This is a genomic window from Microbulbifer maximicatervae (SeqCode), assembly GCF_052467955.1.
The window spans coordinates 3760964-3781981 of the sequence record NZ_CP174329.1 but is presented as its reverse complement, the minus strand read 5'-3'; the positions used below and the strand labels follow the sequence as shown (position 1 = coordinate 3781981).

Annotated in this window: 15 protein-coding genes; 5 read left to right on the top strand and 10 right to left on the bottom strand. The window is 42.7% G+C overall.

Annotated features, from left to right (window positions below; genetic code table 11):
• Nucleotides 1-26 precede the first annotated feature (26 nt).
• A protein-coding gene (locus tag ACJJI5_RS16190; protein ID WP_445354143.1) for an IS3 family transposase occupies nucleotides 27-1165 on the bottom strand; the annotation gives its coding sequence in 2 pieces (ribosomal slippage) (nucleotides 27-916 and nucleotides 916-1165; 1140 coding nt in all).
• Between the two features lie 1029 nt (nucleotides 1166-2194).
• Here ACJJI5_RS16190 and ACJJI5_RS16185 point away from each other — a divergent pair.
• Together ACJJI5_RS16185 and ACJJI5_RS16180 are read left to right on the top strand one after the other, a co-directional pair.
• Nucleotides 2195-3319 carry a manganese-dependent inorganic pyrophosphatase gene (locus ACJJI5_RS16185; protein WP_445354639.1) on the top strand — a complete coding sequence of 375 codons (1125 nt, stop codon included), beginning with the start codon at nucleotides 2195-2197 and terminating at the stop codon, nucleotides 3317-3319.
• A gap of 1426 nt (nucleotides 3320-4745) precedes the next feature.
• The gene (locus ACJJI5_RS16180; protein WP_445354638.1) at nucleotides 4746-6572 is read left to right on the top strand and encodes a DUF885 domain-containing protein; all 1827 of its coding nucleotides are present in this window, start codon (nucleotides 4746-4748) and stop codon (nucleotides 6570-6572) included.
• A gap of 165 nt (nucleotides 6573-6737) precedes the next feature.
• Here the strand turns inward: ACJJI5_RS16180 and ACJJI5_RS16175 are convergent, their stop codons facing one another.
• Together ACJJI5_RS16175 and ACJJI5_RS16170 are read right to left on the bottom strand one after the other, a co-directional pair.
• Nucleotides 6738-8315: a phytoene desaturase family protein gene (locus ACJJI5_RS16175; RefSeq protein ID WP_444897867.1), complete on the bottom strand. Its 1578-nt coding sequence runs from the start codon at nucleotides 8313-8315 to the stop codon at nucleotides 6738-6740.
• 937 nt (nucleotides 8316-9252) lie between these two features.
• Nucleotides 9253-10386 (bottom strand): oxidoreductase, encoded by a 1134-nt coding sequence (locus ACJJI5_RS16170; protein WP_444897866.1) that lies wholly within the window; start codon nucleotides 10384-10386, stop codon nucleotides 9253-9255.
• A 100-nt stretch (nucleotides 10387-10486) separates the two neighbouring features.
• Here ACJJI5_RS16170 and ACJJI5_RS16165 point away from each other — a divergent pair, with 100 nt between their 5' ends.
• Nucleotides 10487-11404 carry a LysR family transcriptional regulator gene (locus ACJJI5_RS16165; protein WP_444897865.1) on the top strand — a complete coding sequence of 306 codons (918 nt, stop codon included), beginning with the start codon at nucleotides 10487-10489 and terminating at the stop codon, nucleotides 11402-11404.
• A 261-nt stretch (nucleotides 11405-11665) separates the two neighbouring features.
• Here ACJJI5_RS16165 and ACJJI5_RS16160 read toward each other — a convergent pair whose 3' ends face one another.
• From ACJJI5_RS16160 to ACJJI5_RS16140, 5 genes are all read right to left on the bottom strand, one after another.
• Entirely contained in the window at nucleotides 11666-11920 is a 255-nt protein-coding gene (locus ACJJI5_RS16160; protein ID WP_444897864.1) for a hypothetical protein, read from the bottom strand.
• Between the two features lie 322 nt (nucleotides 11921-12242).
• Entirely contained in the window at nucleotides 12243-12851 is a 609-nt protein-coding gene (locus ACJJI5_RS16155) for a DNA-3-methyladenine glycosylase I (protein ID WP_444897863.1), read from the bottom strand.
• Nucleotides 12852-12860: 9 nt separating this feature from the next.
• Entirely contained in the window at nucleotides 12861-13163 is a 303-nt protein-coding gene (locus ACJJI5_RS16150) for a YciI family protein (protein WP_444897862.1), read from the bottom strand.
• Nucleotides 13164-13189: 26 nt separating this feature from the next.
• A complete protein-coding gene (locus ACJJI5_RS16145) occupies nucleotides 13190-13762 on the bottom strand; it encodes a TetR/AcrR family transcriptional regulator (RefSeq protein ID WP_444897861.1) in 573 nt (190 codons plus the stop codon).
• A 12-nt stretch (nucleotides 13763-13774) separates the two neighbouring features.
• Nucleotides 13775-14857, bottom strand: a complete 1083-nt coding sequence (locus ACJJI5_RS16140) for an alkene reductase (protein ID WP_445354637.1) — start codon at nucleotides 14855-14857, stop codon at nucleotides 13775-13777.
• Nucleotides 14858-15026: 169 nt separating this feature from the next.
• On the opposite strand from ACJJI5_RS16140, the gene ACJJI5_RS16135 reads away from it, so the two are divergent.
• Nucleotides 15027-15734: an alpha/beta hydrolase gene (locus ACJJI5_RS16135; protein ID WP_445354636.1), complete on the top strand. Its 708-nt coding sequence runs from the start codon at nucleotides 15027-15029 to the stop codon at nucleotides 15732-15734.
• Between the two features lie 719 nt (nucleotides 15735-16453).
• Nucleotides 16454-17938 carry an APC family permease gene (locus tag ACJJI5_RS16130; RefSeq protein ID WP_413662630.1) on the top strand — a complete coding sequence of 495 codons (1485 nt, stop codon included), beginning with the start codon at nucleotides 16454-16456 and terminating at the stop codon, nucleotides 17936-17938.
• A 401-nt stretch (nucleotides 17939-18339) separates the two neighbouring features.
• Here ACJJI5_RS16130 and ACJJI5_RS16125 read toward each other — a convergent pair whose 3' ends face one another.
• Entirely contained in the window at nucleotides 18340-18987 is a 648-nt protein-coding gene (locus ACJJI5_RS16125) for an MOSC domain-containing protein (protein ID WP_445354635.1), read from the bottom strand.
• A 586-nt stretch (nucleotides 18988-19573) separates the two neighbouring features.
• Nucleotides 19574-20734 (bottom strand): patatin-like phospholipase family protein, encoded by a 1161-nt coding sequence (locus tag ACJJI5_RS16120; protein ID WP_445354634.1) that lies wholly within the window; start codon nucleotides 20732-20734, stop codon nucleotides 19574-19576.
• Nucleotides 20735-21018: the final 284 nt, after the last annotated feature.

The window sequence follows — 21018 nt, the reverse complement described above, 5'->3', positions numbered from 1 at the left end:
GTGGTCAACTCCAACCGGACACTTCTTCAAGCACATTTCTCAAATTCGATAGGGGCTAGGTCTCCCAGTGTTGTGTGTATTCTGCGTGAGTTGTAATAAGCAATATAGGCTCTTACATCCGCTACCGCATCCTCCCTTGTCGGATAAAGGTTTCCTGTTACCCACTCCCGCTTCAGGCTGCTGAAGAAACGTTCAGTCGGTGCGTTGTCCCAACAATTTCCCTTACGGCTCATTGAACACACCATCCCATGCTGACTCAATAACGTTTGGTAGGTATGGCTGGCATACTGACTGCCACGATCAGAGTGATGCAGGAGACCTTTTGGGGGCGAACGCAAATTGACAGCCATCATCAACGCACGAGTTACCAGGGCCGTTTCCATCTTCCGATCTAGATGCCAACCAATAATCCGGCGCGAATAGAGATCAATCACTACCGCCAAGTACAACCAGCCCTGCGAAGTCCAAATATATGTAATATCAGTCGTCCAAACTTGATTTTTAGCACTCGGTGAGAACTCCCTATTCAGAAGGTTCTCTGCGACCGGTAGGTGATGTTTACTGTCTGTCGTTATTGTAAATCGCTTCTTACGCTTTACTGCCAAGCCTAGCTTTTTCATGAGCTTGCGGACTCGATAGCGCCCGACTTCAAAACCTTCTTTACGTAACAGCTTCATTAACCGACGACTTCCGAGGCTCTGTCTAGATTCTGCAAATAGGGCCTTCAAACGATGGCATAGTTGCCATGTTTGAGCATCTATTGAGCTATTACCACGGCAACACCAATCGTAATAGCCAGTCTTACTTACCTGCATTACCCGGCAGAGCACCCTAACAGGAAAGCTGCCTTGCTGTTTTTCAATAAAGCTGTACTTTATTTCATTTCTTTCGCAAAGAAGGCGCTGGCCTTTTTTAGGATTTCTTTCTCCATCCGCAACTGCTTATTTTCACGTCGTAATCGCTCTAATTCTGCGCGCTCACCTACATCCAACCTTACACCGTCTTCTTCCTGCTTCAGTTCCTTTATCCAGCGTCGCAGGTTATTGGCTGTTGTTCCTACAGCCTCTGCTGCTTTAGAAATTGAATACCCTTGCTCAGAGACTAGCGCTACGGCGTCTTTCTTAAATTCCGGCTTGAAATACCGGCGTGTACCTTTTGTTGTCATACTTCACCTCGCTTGGTAGTTTTACCATCTTAGCGAAGTGTCCGGAAGGATTAGACCACTACAGACCTTTGGTACTGCCCTCAATGATCCCACCCAGCAAGCGGTCTGCGATTTTAAAATTATGGTTGAGATATGGCCGGCGTTGGGGAGATAGCAAACTACCTAGGGATTGGAGGTCAGCTCTCAGACATGCAGCCCTATTTCTGGAAGATAAATACGGCCTGATCACTTGGTTGACAAACAGCAGATCAACTTGCAGTACGCAAGTCAAATAATATCCATTAGAAGTTCGCTTTTCAGGGCGACAACTTCTTGTAGTTTTGCCAATGTATAGTAGCTGAGGGTGCCGTTATGACAGCTTTGAGGTCTTAATTAGCGTCTGCCAATGAAGAATAACTTTGCAATCTATCCTCTTAAGGGGTGGCTCTTTGTTGATAGAAAGTACGATATTGTAGTGATTGTTCACTACAGCTTAGACTGTGGCATCAATGATAAAACTCCTATTACTTGTGTATACGGCTTTTAACCACACAGCACGCAGCAGGACGGGTAGTTATAAGGAAGTGTTGCATCAAGAAAAATCTCGGCGCGTCACAGCAGAACCTCTGGCTAAACATATGCAGATAAACGTCCAGTGCTCTATAAAATCTTACTCGATTGTTAATGAGATTGGCGCTTGAGACTTTATGTTGGGAGGATATCCATAGACAACGGGTACCAATATCGCATTCTTTGTGTCAAACATAAAGCGAGTTAGGAAATGGGGCTTTTGAAGTTATGTACATATATGTTGCGGCATGCGACAAATTGCAAGGGTATAGTTAAGATGTATCAGACTTATCCCCTAAGTGTTTGCCCCTTGTCTATATTACGAATTGCTTATCTATTCATGAGGGGGCGACTAACAGTATTGTGATCGGATTAATATTCAGGCGAATGAAAGTTCGGTATGGGTGGAAGCTACTTATGCGATCGGCAATTTATTATACTTTTCATTGCTCTCTTGACAAATGACAGTGGAGGGAGCTGATGAGATATCCGGTTTCAGGTTTGCAAAAATTAGATGAATACCCTTCAGTTAGTTTCTCTGGCGTGCTCACAGGAGTTGTACTTTTACTATTGGGGCTGATGGGCAGGGCATTAGGCGCACAGGAAATCAGTTCCTCAGCAGCAGGACAAATTAAACTCGCTAACGGTATCGCTGTTAATTATTTAAAGAAGGAGCTAGAAAGCAGCCAGAACTTGGTTTGGATTGGTCATAAAATTCCCGATACGGATTCCGTGAGCGGAAGCTTGCTCGCAGCCTTTATTTATGGAGGTGAACCAAGTATTCCGAGTAAAGTTAACCCGGAAACTCGCTTTGCAGTTGAGCGATGTAATGCGAGTGATCCAAAAATTATCGAGGATTTTTCAGGAAAGACTGTTGGACTGGTTGATTTCAACCAAAGCACTCAACTACCAGGCGGCATCGATCCAGACTCAATCGTGGCAATAATCGATCATCATGCAATTGGTGGGTCGCCAGTCAACATTCCAAATGTGATCAATATAGAAGTTAGACCCTGGGGATCAACTGCGACAATTTTAGCTGACCATGCACAGTTGCTTGGTATTGAGTTACCAGTGAATTTAGCATGTATGGGATTGGCTGCAATCCTCTCTGATACCGTGAATCTGACATCACCGACTACTACCGAATATGATAAAGCCTATGTTCAAAATTTGGCCAATAGAGCAGGTATAGATGATGTCAATAAATTTGCAGAGAATATGTTGCTGGCGAAATCTGATCTGGGTGGGTTTTCAGCTACGGACATTATTTTACTTGATTATAAGAATTTTGAGTTTGGAGGAAAGAAAGTCGGAATTGGTGTTGCTGAAACACTTATACCCCAGGAGTTGATCAATCGGAGGTATGAATTGAAGTCCGCTATGGAAGAGATTAAGAAAGAAAAAAATATCGATCACTTGATCTTTGCAATTGTCGACACTCGTGAAAATAGATCTTATCTCCTTTGGAGTGACGATCAAGACAAAGATGTTGTTGTTGCGGCTTTTGGAGATCAGGAGGTGGATGACATGGTTATTGCCGAGGGTGTGATCTCACGTAAGCGCCAAATTGGCCCTGCTATACAAAGAGCTCTAGAAAATTGAAAGGTTTATTTGTTTATTGAGTTCTCCAAAAATATTTTATTTCTGCGTTGCTCATTCTTGGGTGATGATAAAATTGGGCGGGATCATTATCAAGAAAGAGAAGATGTCAGAAAAGCTGGAATAAAATTGGCTTATGCCAGGTGTGAGAATTTACTACAAGTAAAAAATGGAGTGCGGATAGTTTCGCTGGCGCCAGGATACCTCGATCGTCAACGACGATTCTGATTGAAATGGTTGGAGATCATCAAATATTTCGAGTACTTATAGGATTGTCCTTGGTAAGGTAAAGTCAATTGTGTGGGAGATAATGTTTCATGATAACTACCTCTATAACAATTTAGAATGTGTTGTAATTGATTCTTACCACTTCGCTTTTAAGTAAAAGTGGGTGGAAGTATTTATATGATTAGTAAGTGATTTATAGTTTTAGAAGGTTTTATTTTCTCAGGATAATTTCCCCCTTTAGATTGTTGAGTATATATTTCTAAAAATCTTATGGAGGTAAAGATGAGATCTGATATAGGCGATATCTGATTGTTGTTTCCATTGTTAAAGATGTACAAATGTGGGCGTGATAACAAGATTTTTAAATGTTTTATGCTGGGTTGAGTGAGATTGGAAGGCTTTGAATATTTTAGGCTTCCTCTCCAAAGAAATGCCTTCTCTGTACTTTTTGTATGTTTATGTTTGTTAGTAGGGGGTAAAGCGGTAAAGCCCAGCGATAGTCTGGAGATATGATAAGTTCATTAAATTGTATTTCCTTGTTCATGTTGTGTGTACCAATTTTCCTTTCCCTAATACGAGTTTGGGTTCGTCAAAGTTTATGCTGCTCCAGAACTGGTACCTTTGATTCTTGGTATCTTAACTGCCAAAACAGGCCCCTAAAAAATCTTTTGGAGTTGTCAGAGTCACAAACACGGAGGTCTTACTACTGGATACGCTAACCTGAATCCTAAATAAAGAATCGGTTACTTCACAGTTAATGCAATCCCAAGGTATTATGGTAGATGTCGCAGTAGATCAAACAAAACCTTTGTTCCAAATTCAGGGGGGCTGGACGATGATGGCATTACGGACATTAGAATAGTAGTTGGTGGTGGTACCAGTAATGGTTTTCGCGGATTAATCGCGATAGTTCTCAGGTTCTATTCCTCCAATATTCTGGAATGATTTATTAGTGAAGTGGCTTGGCGATATGATAGTTTTCTGGAGCCGGAGTCGAGAGGACAGTGGAAGATCCTACTTGGTAAGGCTTGAACTATTTGAGGCTTCAAGTCTCTCTTAAATCCATTGTTCTACCATGATCTATCTACAATGTGCATTTTGTCGCTTTATTCGGTTTGTTTGGCGCATTATCTAGATCTAATGGTTGTGCTTTGTTTAAGAGCGTAGTGAAAATAGCGGCACAATTTAGGAGGATCTAATAATGATAAAAACAACAGCCAGGTGGGTTGGCGGGATGCTATTACTTGGAATGGTTGCAGTTTCAGTCTTTGCTGTAAATGCGATTTATTTTAAACCGTGGTCTATCAATGTGTATTTTGAAAGGGCCTTTATAAAAATCCAAAGTACCAGCCCGGAAACACTCTCAATTTTTCGTATGCTAGAACGATTTGGGATTGATGACCATAATGCTCATCTTGATGATGTTTCTGAAAAGATGGAGCTGCATGAGATACAGATAGTTAAGGATGAACTATCTACTTTAAGAAGCTATGATCGATCTAGCCTCGATGATCGGCAGGCAATTTTCTACGATATTCTGGAGTACTACCTGGAGAATCTTGTAGAAGGAGAGCGCTGGAGGCATCATAATTACCCTCTCAATCAAATGTTTGGTGTGCAAAATGCTCTTCCGGAGTTTCTCGTTGAATTGCATCAAATTAATAATGTCAAGGAAGCTGATTATTATCTCTCCCGCTTAAGTGAAGTAGATAGAAAGTTTTCTCAAGTATTGGATGGGTTGAAAATTCGGGAGCAGAAGAAAATCTTGCCTCCACGTTTTGTAATTGATCGTGTGTTGAGCGAAATGCAAGGATTTATTAACGTTCCTGTGCATGAAAACATACTCTATACCTCTCTGGAAAGGCGACTGGATACCCTTGAAACTCTGCCAGCCAAAGAACGTACACGCATTCTTGATAGAGGAAAAATATTAATTGAATCAGATGTCTATCCTGCATACGCAAGCTTGATCGCCTATTATCAAGAATTACAATATAAAGTTACAGAGAATAATGGCGTTTGGGCCCTTCCTGAAGGTGATGAATTTTATGCATATCAAACACGTATTCATACCACTACAAATCTGACTCCTGATGAATTGCACCATACAGGATTGATGGAAGTGGAACGTATAGAAGACGAAATGAAACAGATCTTTGCTTCTGTAGGTCTTGATACGGGTAGCATTAATACCCGTTTCTCTGCAATAAATAATGATCCTCGGTTTCTTTATGAAAATTCAGATAAGGGCCGTGAGCAGATTATCAAAGACTATCAATTGATTATCGATGAGATTAACGCAGGTATTGACGATTATTTCAATATAAAGCCAACTGCGGGTGTTGAAGTTAAGCGAATTGCGGAGTTCAAAGAACAAGGCGCACCTAAAGCATACTATATGCCCCCGGCAATTGATGGGTCTCGCGGAGGGGTGTTTTATGTAAACCTGCGCGATGTTCATGAAACAAAGAAATTTACCATGCGAACTTTGGCTTATCATGAGGCAATTCCAGGGCACCATTTTCAAGAGGCAATTGCAAAAGATTTAGAGGGATTGCCAACTTTTCTTAAAGCCGTATCAAATACAGCTTATGCGGATGGCTGGGCTCTTTATACAGAGAGGCTAGCCAAGGAGATTGGTTTTCAAGATGATCCCTATGATGATCTTGGGCGTTTACAAGATGAGATGCTTCGTGCTGTTCGTTTAGTGGTAGATACCGGTATACATCACAAGCGTTGGAGTCGAGAAGAGGCGATTGAATATATGGTGAAAACGACCGGTTTTCCGAGAACTGAAGTCACCACTGAGGTTGAGCGCTACTTCGTGATGCCGGGTCAGGCTGTAGCTTACAAAACTGGTATGTTGAAGATATTGGAGTTGCGAGAACGTGCTCGTCAAAAGTTAGGGAATAAATTTGATATACGTGAATTCCATGATGTGGTACTAACTAATGGTGCCGTACCACTGATGGTGTTAGAGCAACTAGTTGATCACTGGATTGTCACTAAGAAAGTCTATGAGAGTTAATAAAGAGGCATTTCAAGCGGTATTATTTGCTATTTAGAGTGAGCTCGCGTTAATTGTAATAGAGATCATCAAGGTCATTGTAGCACTTGAATAGGGGGTTGAGTTCGACTCATACCCCACTACTGAACCCAAACAGATAATGGCCTGCTTGCTGCGGGTCATTTTTTATTTATCCCTTAGAATCTCCATCGCAGCGTTATGTCCAGGCACTCCAGTAACGCCGCCTCCTGGGTGGCTACCGGAGCCACAGAGGTACAGCCCTTGGATCGGCGTGCGGTAATCGGCAAAGCCCATGAAGGGCCGGTTGCTCCACAGTTGGTCCAATCCTAAGGCACCATGGAAGATATCCCCCCCCATCAAGCCAAATTTGCGTTCTAAATCTAGAGGTGAGTGAATTTGATGAGCGATGATGGAGTCACGGAAATTGGGGGCATGGTTAGTGACAGTATCGATAATGGTTTGTGCTGCTTGCTCGCGATAGTCATCCCAGCTTTTAGCGTCCGGCAGTTCTGGAGCAAATTGTTGGCAGAATAGGCTGGCGACATGTTGACCCTCGGGGGCCAGGGAGGGATCGATGGTGGAGGGGATCAATATCTCTACTATGGGTTGCTTTGACCAGCCGTATTGAGCCGCATCTATATAGGCCTGCTCCAGGTAATCCATGGTAGGGCCAATGACGATTCCTGACTTGTGGTGTGGTTGCACGTGAGTACCGGGTTTGCATGTAAAGTCTGGCAGTTCAGACAGTGCGACATTCATACGGAAGGTGCCGGACCCCACTCTAAAACCACATACACGGCGGTGGAACTCTGGGTCCAGGTGTTGTTCGTCAATCATCTGGGAATAGAGTAGTTTGGGGCCGACATTAGCGATTACTTTATTGGCAGTAATGGTCTCCCCGCTACTTAGTCGTACCCCGGTAGCGCGATCACCATCGATAAGCACTTCTTTAACTTCAGCGTCTGTGCGAATAGTGACTCCGAGGTGCTCTGCTTCTTTACACATAGCCTGAGTGATAGCACCCATACCGCCCATGGCATGACCCCAGGCGCCTTTCTCACCATTTACTTCTCCAAATACATGATGTAGTAACACATAGGCAGAGCCGGGAGTACTGGGGGCGGCATAGTTGCCGACAATAGAATCGAAGGCAAGCGCGGCTTTGACATGGTCGTTCTCAAACCAGCTATCGAGTACGTTGGTAGCGCTCTTAGTGAACAGGTCCAGAGCATCTCGGCGTAATGCCATGCTTAACTTTTTTGCTCTAAGCCCAAATCCACCAGCGCGAACCATGTCCACAAGGCCGCCTCCCACATTGGGGGGAGTGCGCAGTAGCTCTTCGCGCAGTATGTTCGCAACGCTTTCGAGCATGGAATAAAAGTCAGGTAGCGTGGCTGCATCCCTCTTCGAGAAGCGGGCAACTTCAGCCTGTGTATCGAGAAAATTCTTATGGAAAGAAAGGCTTTCATTGTCTGAAAGTGGATAAAAATTAGATTGAGGCCGTAACTTTATATCCAGGCCATGTTGACGGAGGTGCAGCTCCTCAATGATTTTCGGGTTGAGTAGACTTACGGTGTAGCTTGCTACAGAGTTCCGGAAGCCCGGGTGAAATTCTTCTGTAATCGCGGCGCCGCCGACTATAGATCGGCGCTCTAGGATTGTTACAGCTTTTCCCGCTTTTGCCAAATAGCAGGCGCAGACCAGGCCATTATGGCCACCACCGATAATTAAAAAATCCTTCATTATTATTCTCTAGTTGGATTATGGTTGTACAGATTGTTGCCAAAAAAAATCAAAAAATAAAGGGGCGACTCAAATATACCTTTCCTAAAGACTGATCTCTTTTATTTTTAGTCTAAGGCTAAAATAACTTGCGATCCAATTATTTTGGCACACTGGCCCTAAGCTCTATGGGGATGCTCCTTTGTGCTGCCTGTAGTAAGTAATAGAGATACTCTATCTTACTTTAATCCTTTTAGGGTCGGGTGACTATTTTGAGAGGTAAAGTCTAATCAATGAGTTAAATCAAATGAAAAATCGGTAGTCGGTGTGAATAATAAGTGCCAGTATAATGAGTAGCAGTTTTAATTTTTACAGGCACTGAAGGGATGAGGATCAATTCTTCCAAATTTAATTTCTCTAAGTATGCTCTATCGGAGCAACGATTTCACCTAGATTAAATAGGCGGTTTAGAATTAATCCAGTGCAAGTGTTTAACTCAAGCCCTAATTATTTTTAGTGATCTAGCTGTTGCAATATGATGCAAATCGGCGCCATCCTTCTTCAAAAAGAGTAGGGTTTCATTGACTGTACTATCATTTGTGTCTAGTGACGGTTGAATGATAAAGCTATATTTCGAATTTTTGTTAGTAGATTCGTGACATTCTGAATGTGGTTTCTATTTAGAAAATTAGCCTTTTTTACCTCGGATAAAGACTGTATTGGGCGCCGCAATGGATATTATGATTCGCCCATAGTTTTCCCTCTAAGTGTACTAGGGTATCCTTCCCTCAAGCTGCTAAAAAGTAACTGAGAATAAGTGATTTATTTTGTTCTAAAGAAACGCCGCCAATTACATATCATGAACCCAATACAGAACAGGTATATCTTTTAGTACTGCCTATAAAAACTTGATGCAATTAATCATTTGGCGGCTGTGAGGTAAACAATATTAGGTGATCTAAGATTTATCACTCACCGACAGGGAGGGGTTCTCTTGACAGTAGCTGCGTGCGCACTCAAGGTTTGCATGGGGTGAGAGCATGCCAAAATTAAATTTCTTCAACAAACGGTTTTTCTTAACCGCGCAGGGCCAATCTTGATTGGCCAGGGCAGTTTTACCTAGCGAGATAATATCTGCTTGATTACTCTCTAGTACCTGACTTGCCTGCTCTGGCTCGGTCACGCCACCATTGGCGATCACTGGCAGACCGCTGTACTTCTTCGCTAGCTGCGAGAGTGATTCCGTGCCTTCAAAGGCCGGAGCGCTTATTTCAGGCTCCGTGGTGTGAATATAGTCGGCGCCGTATTGTCTCACTAACTCGAAGACTTTGGCAGCTCCAGATTCGCCTTCGTCCCAGATGTGGTTGGTATCGTTGACTTTCTTCTGTGAGAAGCGAATACCTACCGTAAAGCCATCTCCGACTGTTTCCCTTACAGCTTTAAGGGTTTCTTTGTAGATACGTAAGCGGTTATTAAGTGACCCGCCAAAGCAGTCTTGTCGTTTATTAGTGTAGGCGGTCAAAAATTGATCTAGAAGATAGCCATTAGCTCCGTGGATTTCGACGCCATCAAAGCCAGCAAGCTGGGCTAAGTGGGCAGCCTTAGCAAAACCTTCAACAGCCTGTGAGATGTCCTGCTGTGTCATGGCCTCTGGTATGGGGTAGGGGCCTTCGCCATGGTAGAAAGGCATCTGGATTCCCAATGGGCGAATATCAGAGGGGCCAGCAGTTCTGTTGGCGTAAGGGTTGTGCTGGGAGAGGGCTCCGGCATGCATTAACTGGGCAAATACCCTTGCTCCTAGTGCATGGATATCATTGGTAATTGGCTTCCAGCTCTCTGCGTGGCTGAGGCTGGCCATGCCAGGTTGATTTCTATAGCCCTGACTAAAAAGTTTATCGGTATAAAGCCCCTCTGTGATAATCAGCCCAAATCCACCACTGGCAAATTTCTCGTAATACTCCCCCATTAATGGCCCCACCCTGCCATCTGGCTCTGCACTGACCCGTGTCATCGGCGCTACGGCTAGTCTGTTAGGTATATAGAGCTTTCCAATCTTAGTGTCGTTAAATAGATTACGGTACTTAGTAGTCATAAATCACTTGTGCTTGTAATAAGTTTCCTCATTTTGACAATTCACAAAATGTTATGTAAATGAGTCATTCTGTCGTTACATTTTTAACTTTTTATTGAATATGCCGGGTATTAATCAGTTAGAGAGCTTGAGAGTATTCTGTGCCGTGGTGGAGCGCGGGAGTTTTACCGCTGCGGGGAAACGGCTGGGGGTTTCTGCCGCTTGGGTGTCCAAGTCGGTAGAGCGATTGGAATCTCAGCTAGGGGTTACGCTTTTCCATCGCACTACTAGGCACATGCAAATCACCGACGCTGGGGAGCGTTGTTATTCACGTGCTATTGACTTGCTCAGCAAATGGGATGCTTTAGAAGATGATCTATCGGAATCCCGTGAGAGTCATAGTGGGAAGCTGAGGGTAAGCGTGCCTATGTCCTGGGGGCTATCCAAATTTGGTCCCATCCTAAATGCATTTATGGATAGCTATCCAGATATTAGCCTCGATATCCAGATGGGGGATCATCATGTCAATGTGTTAGAGGAGAAGTTTGATCTCGTATTACGGCTCACTAATGAGCTAGTTGATAGTTCACTACTTTGTCGAAAAATAACCAGTTATCGCAGAGTTGCATGCGCCGCACCCGAGTATATAGAACAATATGGCGAGCCGCGCAATCCTCAAGATCTGAGTGATTATTCATGTCTAGTGTATACCTTGCCGGACATGCCTAGAGTGTGGCAGTTTAAGGAAAAGGATAAATTGCTAGAAGTTTATCTGGAGCCTAGGCTCGTTTCCAATAATAGTAAACTACTCCATACGGCTTTATTAGAGGGAAAGGGGATTGCCTTGATACCTGAGTTTATTATCGCTGATGACCTTGATAAAGGAAGACTGGTCCCGATATTAACAGGCTTTGAAACGAAAAGGCTGAACCTTTATTCATTGAGGCCTGGAAATAGGCGGCCCACCTATCGCTTGACGCTACTGACAAATTTTATAGATAGTCATTTGAGTGAAAGTTCAGGTGACTTAAGCATATAAATTTTGTACTTTTCTGTTTTCAAGAACTATTTATAGGATTTCTCAAATGTTAAATTATAAAAATAGGTTGCGATTCTTAGAAGGATGGCTGAGGCATTTCGCTTTACTGTAAAAATTGCTTACAAGGTTGAAGCACATCAGTATTTCTTAAGTGGCCCATTGATGTGCTTCGTGATTGAGACTCAAGTGTAAATCGTTACGTTAATATCAAATGATGATTGCAAGTGAGATATATGAGTTAGACTATGCTTTGTTGTTTAATTATATTACTTTTTTCTCCACGTTTTCAGTGTTCCAATGATTAAAACCTCTTGCGTTTATTAAGAAGAAGGCCAGGTTGCCAATAGCCATACCATAACTTGACATGAAGAATATTCCTAAAATTATCCAGAGAACATTGGAAATTGCAAAAATAATAAAGCCAATTTTTTGCTTGTTGCCAAGCAAGTAGGCTGCATATAAGCTTAAGGATATAGCTAGCCAGTCAAGACCGTAGTGTGCCAGGTTATTTTCCATTTAAGTTTATCTCTTGGAATTACTTGGAGATATACTTTCCCACCTAACAGGATACGAGTTTTTCCATTTGCTTATCTTTTAAAGTAAGGAGGTCACTTAATCTGATAGGGGGCGAATATCTATTTTAAAGTGGTAACAATTAAACCCTGATTTTTTGCTTTATACATAATCCAGATCTATATAGATATACAGATAGTTTGTAAAATTTTCTGATCGAAAACAAAAGATGATTAAAGTGTGAATGGGGGTAGATACAAGTTGTGCAAAGAACATTTCCAGCTGAGTGTGGTATGTTTACTCATTCTTGCTGTCTTATTGATTGCTAGGGCCTTATAAATTTCCGCCTGTGAAGTTCAATTTGTGTCCTTGTGACGCATCCCTCTAAATGATCGTTAATTAGTCCCATTGCTTGCATGAAAGCGTATACAGTTGTTGGGCCTACAAATTTCCAACCGAGTTTTTTTAAGTCTTTTGAAAGTAAGATAGACTCTTTTGAGGTTGACATGCTTTGTGGTGTGGCAAGGGCTTCCTCCTTAGGTTCGTATCTCCAAACAAACGATGCCAGCGAACCTTCGTTCTTAACGATTTCTTTGGCGCACTTGGCATTACTAACTACAGCCTCGATTTTACCCCGATGCCGAATTATCCCTTCATTTTTTAGAAGTTTTTCAATATTTGATTGGTTGAAACGAGCTACTTTGTTAAAGTCAAATTTATGGAAGGCCCTCCGGAAATTCTCTCTCTTGGCTAGGATTGTGCGCCAGCTCAGTCCCGACTGGAAACCTTCCAGGCATAGTTTTTCAAATAGACGGTAATCATCATCTACTGGGTAGCCCCATTCAGAGTCATGATATTCTAGAAAATCCGGTGCCGAAGAACACCAGCTACAGCGATATTTACCATCGTGGCCTTGTATAAGTTGTGCAGGCATATCAGCTTCCTAACCATCTGTCTCAGTATTTAGTAAGAATTCAAGTTGCGGACTTGTTTTGGATGCATCGATTTCTATGACTTCGCTACTAACGACATTTTCAGATATAAAAGGATCTTGACTGATGCGTTCCAACAATTCTTCGTAAGTAGTATTAAACGCTAAAATCCCCCCACCAATACCGGGCTTTATGTTTCCTGATGCTAGAAATACACCATCATCATAACCTTTTTGCAGCCACACCTTATGACCTGACATATACTGGGCAGCTTGTGCTTTGTTCTGTGAGAATTTTAATAGGATAATAAACATATAATTCAATTCCTTTATAAATAGGGCTACCCCTTCATTTGGAACGTATCAACCCAAGAGCACATCTTCTTAACTTCATGCTCGACAAAACCCTTATCTTGAAAGGCGTTTGCCATAGTGGCCACCCCTTGGCTCCAAGATAAAACCTTCAATGATAAGTTATCTGCATCAATATCGGGGTTTAGCTGAGTAAATTGCATTCTTAACCACTCTCTGAATAGAGTGAATATTTTATTAGCGTCCTCCCGGCTTATATGATTCAGCTTAGCTAGTTCATTGGAGAGAGTACCAATGGGGCAACCAAAATCTCTGACTTTATCCCAATTGGTAATAACAATACGTATATAGCACTTGATTCTCTGATCAGGTGCGCTTCCTTGATTTTCCCAATCTTGGAGCATTACTCGGGTTTTTTGTAATCTTCGTTCTATTACGCTGGATAAGATCTGATCCTTCGTCTTAAAGTGATGATAAAAATTCCCGCGTGAAATATTTAAGAGGCTGGCAATATCTTTGAAAGAGGTATGCTCAAATCCCTGTTGGTAGAATAAATCATCTGCAACATCAATGATTCGTTCACGGGTATCTAGTTTTTCCATATTGATCGGGGACTATTTTCTAATCTGGGCTGAAGCGAATGGATAGTCATTATAGCCTTTTTCGTCCCCGCCGTAAAAAGTTGAATGGTCAGCTGGATTAAGTGGTATACCCTGCTTAAGTCGGTAGACTAAATCGGGATTTGCTAGGAAGGGTGTCCCAAAAGCAATTAGGTCAGCTTTATTTTCTTTTAAAGATGTTTGGGCGCGCTCGAGGTCATAGCCGTTGTTGGCGATATACACACCTTTAAAGCGTTCCCGCAAGAGCTGGTAATTTACATCTCGCTCTTTCTTCATCATATCACCTTCTAAAATATGGACGTAGGCAATATTTCGGAAGCTTAGTTGCTGCAATAGGTATTCAAAGTGATTTTGCGGATCGGAATCGGACATCGAGTTAAAGCAATTTTCGGGTGTAAGTCGCACTCCAATACTATTTAAAGGCCACGCTGCCATTACGGAGTCAATCACTTCATTTAGCAGCCGCATGCGGTTCTTTATATTACCGCCATAGAGATCACCGCGCTGATTAGTACCATCCCGTAGAAACTGATCGATCAAATAACCGTTCGCACCGTGAATCTCAACTCCGTCAAAGCCTGCCTCTTTAGCCATTTGTGCGGCAAAGCCAAATTGCTCTACGATTTTGGGGATCTCACTGCTCTCTAATGACCTGGGAAGTACAAAGTCTTTTTTTCCTTCATAGGTAACCGCTTGTCCAACTGGTTTAACTGCCGATGCGCTGACGGGAGTATCTCCATCTGGCTGCAATGTGGGGTGGGATATGCGCCCACAGTGTTGCAGCTGTATAAAAATTTTCCCACCTGCTTGATGCACTGCTTGTGTGAGTTTCCTCCAGCCAGAGACCTGCTCCGTTGTGTAAATACCCGGTGTGCATGGGTATCCAATGCCTTGAGCAGATATAGGGGAGGATTCTGTGATGATTAGGCCTGCGCTTGCCCGCTGTTGATAATGCGTCACCATCATTGGTGTCACTACCCCTTGTGCATCTGCTCGATTGCGGGTCATTGGTGCCATCACCACTCGGTTTGAGAGTTGAAGACCTGCCAAATCGAAGGATTGGAATAAATTAGCCATGTTTTACTTCCTTTTCTCAGCTTTATTTCTCTAGGACGCCTGACCTAGTGGTTGTTATGCTAGGTCACCCGTCCTAGCGGTGTCAACCATTTATCAATTCGTATACTGATCGAGGATTGGGGGGCGATAATTTGTACACCCAGTAGGTTTGATTGATAGGGGGTGCAATATGGCAACATTTGTTTTGGTACACGGTGCTTGGCAGGGAGGCTGGTGTTGGAAGCGGGTATCAGCGTTTCTTAGGCGGTGCGGCCATGAGGTTTACAGCCCAACCATGACGGGGCTCGGAGAAAGGGCGCACCTTTTAGATGGCACAATCAACCTGGATACGCATATACAAGACATTCTGGGTGTTATCGCATGTGAAGAGTTAACGGATATTGTCTTGTGTGGCCACAGTTATGGTGGAGTGGTAATAACCGGTGTGGCTGATAAGGTTCACCAGCATATACGATCCCTTGTCTATCTTGATGCCTTAGTTCCAGAGGATGGGCAAAACGTCTTAGATCTTTTGCCTGTAGAGGTCGGGTTGAGTTTTCAGGATATTGCCAGAACTCAGGGTGATGGATTTCGCGTAGCGCCAAGTCCTGCAATAGATTTCGGGGTTAACATTCAAGATCAGGCGTGGGTGGATCGGCGCTGTGTCGACCATCCACTGGGATCATTTGAGCAACCGATTCAACTACAGGGCTTATGGAAGCAAGTTGCTCGGCACCGGTACATCTATGCATCGGGCTGGGCACCAGGAATTGGTAGGCCGTTCTTTGAGAGAGCCCAGAAAGAACTTGGTTGGGAGACGATAAACCTTCCCTGTGGTCATGATGTGATGCTAGATATGCCCAAAGAACTTACCCAAATTTTGATAGCCTCGATATAGCGATAGCCGCGCTACTTTAGCAACTTATATGGGGCACCCCTTATGGATGCTCCAATGAGAGATGGGTCAAGTATGTCTCTGTATAATTAAAGTGCGTGTCGATATAAAAAATAATTGATCTATTGAATCCAAGTTTTGTGTTGACTACGCCTAATTACATAGTGAAGAAATCAAAGAGAAAAAACATTTCCTCGGTTGCGGGTGGGTGGCATAAATCTATAAGCCATGGTTGGTACTACATCACGGTGGCGTGACTGATGATGCGGCTACGGCTTACCTTTTAGTTGTTCCTGAATGTAAGGCCTCTATAGCTTTTGCGACTAACTATGTGCCAGAAAAATTCTGGCGGATGCGGGGGCGTATGGCGTCAATCTTGAAAGAATACCTTGGTGTTGAAAGATGCAACCGCTGGGATTTCCTTCAGTCCTCTGTATAGTTGCGTTAACTTTCATTGCTGCATATGTTGAACGTGCTTCCCGGCAGGCAGCCCTAAGCTTTTGGAAAGGCGAGTTGATGCTCATGTCAAATTTCTATAAGGCCTTTAAAGGCTTCTATACAATATCTCCATTTTTAATTTTGACTTATACCTGAAGTAGAAAGAGATAACTTACTGTTTTTGGTTGAAATGAACTGGGCTGGCTAAACTAAAGATACTAGTAGCAGGAGCTATCAGATTAAATAGAGAAGACGCCTGCATAACACTCTAGAAAACGGTCGATATGGGTTGTGCCAAAGGCGGAAAAAAACGCGTTTCTCTGTTGAGTGCTACGCTGCTTAGTGCCACCTGTATGATAGGTTCGGGCTGGTTGTTTAGTGCGCAGCTTACGGCAAACTATGCAGGTAATTGGGCTTTTGGAGCTTGGATATTAGCAGCACTTTTGGTCTTGATGGTTGGCTTGTGCCTAAGCCGTGTCGTTGCATTCTACCCAGTCCGTGGTGCCCTCGCTCAATCCAGTGCATTGTCGCACAATAGTATTTTTGGAATGCCATTTGCGTTTGCTAACTGGTTTGGCACATTAATGGTTGTTGCGACCGAGGCGCAGGCAACTACTCAATACCTCTCATCTGCTATAGATTCCTCTTTGTTAATTGACAATCATACCTTGACTCCGTGGGGGAAGGTTCTCGCGTTAAGTATTCTTTTTGTATATTTGCTGATTAACTATTATGGAATACGGTTTCTTGCCAAGATCAATAATGTTGTCACTGTTCTAAAGATATTTACTCCCACCTTTGCAATAGTTGTATTGCTTATAGTTGTATTTAGTAGTGATACAAGTGGGTCAAATTTTTCAATTGACTCTAATCAGGAGTTTGGGTTTGGAAGCGCTTTTTCCGCTGTTATTGGGGCAGGTCTAATATATTCGTTTAATGGCTTTCAGATCAGTGTTGCCTTTGCCAGTGAGATAAAACATCCCAAGCGTAATATTCCTTTGGCCGTTACTTTATCAATTACAATAATGACGCTTGTTTATCTTGCATTACAATATGCTTTTATGGCCTCAGTGCCGAACGATCTTCTGGTGGAAAATGGTGGTTGGCAAGGGATTAATTTTGACTCGCCGCTTTTGGACTTGGCGACACTGCTTGGCTTGCACTTTCTTGCAATGATACTACTCGCAGACAGTGTGATAAGTCCCTCGGCATCTGGATATACTTATTTGGGGGCCTCGTCAAGAATTCTATTTGCAATGGCCTCTGTAGGGCAAATGCCGCGATGGTTAGCTGTTTTAGATCCTGTACATAATTTATCAAGGCGCTCGATGCTTACTAATTGGTTGATAGCAGCAGTTGTACTTGCTCATGCTGATAGTTGGGCAGCACTTATGGTGATCGTATCTGGCTATCATATAGTTGGATATATGGCTGCCCCCATTAGCATGGGAGCACTTGAACCTGGTACGAGATACTTTGGGGCGGCTGTTTTTGCTGTACTGGGGGTGCTCATGATTACCATAACTTCATCATCCCTTTTGTTGGTGTGCGCCTCTTTGTCAGTACTTATCTGTATTTATGCATCATTGCATATTGCCAGTATTGGGGTTAAGAAATTATCTGTGTTAGTTCTGCCGTTTATTATATATTTATGGATTTTATATTTTATTCAGTATACTTGGGCGGTAATTGTTTTTTCAGTTGCTTTTTATTTGTTAATATCTTCGAAGCCCTATGTTAAATTTTGCAGGGTATATAATAAGCTGTAGCTTGATGTATGGTTTTAAATGGTTGGTGTCTGTGATATTAGTAAAAGATTCCAGGGTGTTGGGTGGATCCAAGTACATGAGTGAACCCTTTTGCCAAGGCCAATTCTGACAGGGTCAGTTTAAGTTATTGAATGCCTGATAATAGCTATCATTTTATCCGCAAATATATTGGTAGATGACAATAGGGGGTGTTCGAGCATAGCTCGCGCAGTAATATCAACTTGAGGAAGCCTATTAATTCTTGTTTGTTTAATAAATTAGTACTTTTCTCCAAAAAACTACTACTAAAACATTTAAGTCCCGGGTAGTGCCAGGTTTTAACTTTTACTACATAGCCCTACGGAAGGCTCGCTTTCGGAGGGAACATAGTTAGTAGGCTGATGTGATAAATTGCTCAATTGTCAGAGCTTAGAGAGCCGCCTTACAGCTTTCTCTCTCCACTCTTTGGATAGGGGTTGTAGCTGAATTGCAGCCTGGAGTACTTGCTTGGTATTAGAAAATTGCTTATCAAAAAAAGCTCTGAACATAGATCGTATGTCGATTGAGTTTGGAGCTTCAGCTATCTTACAAATCGAATCCCCTTCTTTAATATGCCCCTCCTTAATAACCCTAAAATATACACCGCAATTAAAGCTGCTAGTGAGAATCTTGGCTGCAGCGTCATTATCTAGGGCTATGCTTAGCTTAAAGCAGGGTATTCTGGGTTGACTTACCTCAAGGATACAACTGCCTATGCGGAATTGGTCTCCAACAAAGATATTTTGTTCTCGAAGCCCTTCTACCGTTAAATTCTCACCAAATGCGCCATACTTAAGGCCCTTTCTGCCTAACAGGTCCTCCCAGTAAGGGTAGTGGTCATTAGAAAACGCATATATGGCCATATCTTTGCCGCCATGATTTTTTAAGTCTGCCTGCTCATCTCCTTCCAAATTATTCTTTCCAACAAAAACTTTTCCTTGGACTGGCTTCTTGAAGATCCCCGTTGTTACAGTTTTACCCTTGTATTCGCAATCTACTTTTTTGGATACGTTTATAGAAAGGAGTTTCATATTTGCTTATTGGTAGATAATTTATGCAGGACCTGGATCTTAGCAAAATATACGCTTAATGCACAGCTATCCTATTTTGCTTTGATGTCCTATAGGACGGCTTACATATATCTGTTTATTGGTTAATGGTTGGAAGATTTATCTCGATACCAGCGCCAGCGATCTTCTTCGTACTCATAGCATATATTATCGCAGTGGATCTTCTTCTCTACGCACCAGTCTTGATTTTCATTATCTCTAATGCAGTCATAGTAGCTATTCTTACAGGTTTTTATACACCTATTTCGAGCCTCACGATCATGAAGTTCTCCAGCTCTTACATTCACAAAGAGGCAGGAAGTCAGTGTAATTAGAATTGTGATTAGATAGCGAAGCTTTGGCATGGTTAAACGCCGTTTGATTTTGCTCCTGAAGAGTAATGTCACTAGCGATAAATCAGTAAAATATTTGTTGGTTGGTTTGCTGGCAGGCGGGTGAGAGGGTGTTGGGTGCTAAGCGTGTATTTTCTGATAGAGTGAATGCTACTGTCCTTAGATTAGGCGGCAACCGTTTTGTTGAGTTGCCGCCTTACATCGTGATGAGATTTTTATCCGCTGGCAGTGGCCAATTGGTCAATTACCTGTTGTATTTTCTGTTTATTGTTTTTAATGAGTCGATCTGAGTGAATCTTGAGTGAATCGATATTGTCATATTCAAATAGACCGACATGGGGTTCAGTTACCTCTACATTGAGATAGTCATATTTGATCTTTACATTGTTGGAGAGTAATGAAGCAATTTCCAGGGCGTGCAATTGCTGCTCATCCATTGATCTTTGAACACTTGAGATAGCATCTCGTGCCCACTGTAGTATGCCCCAGTTTTTCAGGTCTTTATATTTCACCTGCGAACTGGTTAGCGGGGAGGTGCCGGACCCAAGAATCAGCACATAGTAGTTCTTGTGAGGGAACTCTTTGATGATATCCAGGAGTGCAACACTTGCAGGGTTGTTGGCAGAAATACCTGCGTCGGCAAAGTATTTATGGCCCACTTCTTTGCTGTCAGCCATAAAGCCAACTGGGGGAAACAGTGAAACCCCACTAACTGCAGCTGTGACCAGTTGGTATAGGCTGTTGGTAGGAAGCTCACTGGTATCTCCTCCTCGGTTTTTGAAGAGGTGAAGTTCACCAGTATTTACACTGAGTGAGGGGATAATCACATAATTTTTCAAATCGGTGAAGTTAAGCTCTGGTGTATAGTGCTTCTCCATCACTTTGTGAAGGCGGCGACCCAAATATTTTGGAGAAAAAAGACCGGATGCCGTAAGCAGTTTATGATACCAAGGGGTTGAAAACAGATAATTACTTTTCGACTTGTATAAGTTAATAAGCAAGTCTGTTTTTGAATCGACATTGGCATAGTTTTTAGCCAGGTGAGATGAGCGGACATTCAACCCGGTAACAATGACAGCGCCCGTCGAGACACCACTAAACACATCGAAAAGCTCGTCAACTGGTTGCCCCAGTGCTTTTTCCAAGTGCTTAATGACATATAGTGGTATGAGTCCACGGATACCACCACCGTCAATGACAAGTATGTTGATCGTATCTTTATCATTGAGATGATTGCGTATCGCAGTCTCATCCTCTTGCACTGGTGAGCGATAAAATGTTGCGCTTGCTGTAAGGATGTAGTTGTACAGATAGGCGCAGGCAGTGAAAATCACGATGATCACTGTAAATATAATAAGGATATAACTGAGTTCCATTTCTGCACCTATAAGGTATTTACGTCGCAAGGATATAGACACCGAATCTTTGATATTGACTAAATGGAGAGAACGGGTTTTGTCGGGTAAGAAGGGGGGCGGAAAAAACGTATGATATTACTTTTTATGGGTTGAGCGGTCCGTAGTTTTTTCTCGGTTGTAAGGGCTTTCGGTGAGAAAAAAGTGCGATTTATAGATCTGTGCGTCTTATTTTCAGTTTTCTGGTAATGATTATTTCGTATATCGATTTTTTCGAAATTATCGATATATCGACGATGACCGAA

Bases quoted from the DNA above. Each gene is read 5' to 3' on its own strand.
- ACJJI5_RS16185 (WP_445354639.1), top strand. From the start codon at position 2,195: ATGAGATATCCGGTTTCAGGTTTGCAAAAATTAGATGAATACCCTTCA.
- ACJJI5_RS16180 (WP_445354638.1), top strand. From the start codon at position 4,746: ATGATAAAAACAACAGCCAGGTGGGTTGGCGGGATGCTATTACTTGGA.
- ACJJI5_RS16175 (WP_444897867.1), bottom strand. From the start codon at position 8,315: ATGAAGGATTTTTTAATTATCGGTGGTGGCCATAATGGCCTGGTCTGC.
- ACJJI5_RS16170 (WP_444897866.1), bottom strand. From the start codon at position 10,386: ATGACTACTAAGTACCGTAATCTATTTAACGACACTAAGATTGGAAAG.
- ACJJI5_RS16165 (WP_444897865.1), top strand. From the start codon at position 10,487: ATGCCGGGTATTAATCAGTTAGAGAGCTTGAGAGTATTCTGTGCCGTG.
- ACJJI5_RS16160 (WP_444897864.1), bottom strand. From the start codon at position 11,920: ATGGAAAATAACCTGGCACACTACGGTCTTGACTGGCTAGCTATATCC.
- ACJJI5_RS16155 (WP_444897863.1), bottom strand. From the start codon at position 12,851: ATGCCTGCACAACTTATACAAGGCCACGATGGTAAATATCGCTGTAGC.
- ACJJI5_RS16150 (WP_444897862.1), bottom strand. From the start codon at position 13,163: ATGTTTATTATCCTATTAAAATTCTCACAGAACAAAGCACAAGCTGCC.
- ACJJI5_RS16145 (WP_444897861.1), bottom strand. From the start codon at position 13,762: ATGGAAAAACTAGATACCCGTGAACGAATCATTGATGTTGCAGATGAT.
- ACJJI5_RS16140 (WP_445354637.1), bottom strand. From the start codon at position 14,857: ATGGCTAATTTATTCCAATCCTTCGATTTGGCAGGTCTTCAACTCTCA.
- ACJJI5_RS16135 (WP_445354636.1), top strand. From the start codon at position 15,027: ATGGCAACATTTGTTTTGGTACACGGTGCTTGGCAGGGAGGCTGGTGT.
- ACJJI5_RS16130 (WP_413662630.1), top strand. From the start codon at position 16,454: ATGGGTTGTGCCAAAGGCGGAAAAAAACGCGTTTCTCTGTTGAGTGCT.
- ACJJI5_RS16125 (WP_445354635.1), bottom strand. From the start codon at position 18,987: ATGAAACTCCTTTCTATAAACGTATCCAAAAAAGTAGATTGCGAATAC.
- ACJJI5_RS16120 (WP_445354634.1), bottom strand. From the start codon at position 20,734: ATGGAACTCAGTTATATCCTTATTATATTTACAGTGATCATCGTGATT.